The 1,423-nt window shown below is 65.4% G+C and carries 1 protein-coding gene; it reads left to right on the top strand.

Annotation, left to right across the window (positions count from 1 at the left end):
- Positions 1-109 precede the first annotated feature (109 nt).
- Positions 110-1,399, top strand: coding sequence for an IS256 family transposase (locus tag ACSDR0_RS50560; protein ID WP_435296126.1), 1,290 nt, complete (start codon positions 110-112; stop codon positions 1,397-1,399).
- Positions 1,400-1,423: the final 24 nt, after the last annotated feature.

The following is a 1,423-nucleotide window of genomic DNA, read 5'->3' as shown; positions in this document are numbered from 1 at the left end:
GAGCAATGCTTGAGACCTGTGGATCGGCCGGGAAGGGGTGTACCTTCCCGATGATCATGTGATCTCAAGCATGACCGACGCGCCAACGTCGGTCGGGAAGGCACACCCGTTGCTCACCGTAGTCCCTGACCCCGCCGACGGCGATCGCTGCCGACCCGGTAGTTCCTCCTCTTCCTCGCTGATCGATGAGATCGTGCGCGAGGGCGCTCGCCGGATGCTGGCCGAAGCGCTGAAGGCCGAGGTGGACGCCTACATCGCCCAGTTCGCCGACGAGCGTGACGAACATGGTCGCCGCCTGGTCGTGCGCAACGGAACCCACCAGACGCGGGAGATCCTCACCGCGGCCGGCGCCATCGAGGTGACCGTGCCGCGTATCAATGACAAGCGCATCGACACCGAGACCGGCGAGCGGCAGCACTTCTCCTCCTCCATCCTGCCGCCATGGGCGCGTAAGACCCCGCAGATCACCGAGGTGTTGCCCCTGCTATATCTGCATGGCCTGTCCAGCGGGGACTTCGTGCCCGCACTGGGACAGTTCCTCGGTTCCACCGCCGGGCTGTCCGCGCCGGTGATCACGAAGCTGACCGAGCAGTGGAAGGCCGAGCAGCGCGCCTTCGCCGCCCGTGATCTGTCCGGCGTCGACTACGTCTATCTGTGGGCCGATGGCATCCACGTCAACATTCGCCTGGAAGAGCACAAGCTGTGCCTGCTGGTGATGATCGGGGTACGTGCCGACGGCCGCAAAGAGCTCATCGCGCTGACCGATGGCTACCGCGAGTCCACCGAATCGTGGGCCGATCTGCTGCGTGACTGCAAGCGGCGCGGTATGAGCACGCCCGTGCTCGCGGTCGGTGATGGCGCACTCGGCTTCTGGGGCGCGCTACGCGAGGTGTTTCCGCAGGCCAAGGAGCAGCGCTGCTGGTTTCACAAGATCGGAAATATCCTCGGGGCGCTACCGAAGTCGGCTCACCTCGGCGCGAGGAAGGCTCTGGCCGAGATCTGGAACGCCGAGGACAAAGAGCATGCCCTGACGGCGGTCAAGGCATTCGAGGCCACCTATGGCGCCAAATACGGCAAGGCCGTCGCGAAGGTGACCGGCGACGTCACCGAACTGCTCGCCTTCTACGACTACCCGGCTGAGCACTGGATTCATCTACGCACGACCAACCCCATTGAATCAACCTTCGCGACCGTGCGGCACCGCACCAAGGTCACCAAGGGGCCCGGCTCGCGGGCCGCCGGGCTGGCCATGGCCTTCAAGCTGATCGAGTCGGCCCAGGCTCGCTGGCGCGCGGTCAACGCACCCCACCTCGTCGCGCTGGTCCGCGCCGGAGCGACCTTCGCCGGCGGCAAACTCGTCGAACGACCCGGTGACCAGGCTCCATCCGCAGCTGCCTAAAACTCTTGATCCACAGGTCTTGAC

The sequence above is a fragment of the Streptosporangium sp. G11 genome, from assembly GCF_051192615.1.
Classification (GTDB): Bacteria; Actinomycetota; Actinomycetes; order Streptosporangiales; family Streptosporangiaceae; genus Streptosporangium.
The sequence above is the reverse complement of the archived record's forward strand: the minus strand, read 5'-3'. Positions and strand labels throughout refer to the sequence as shown.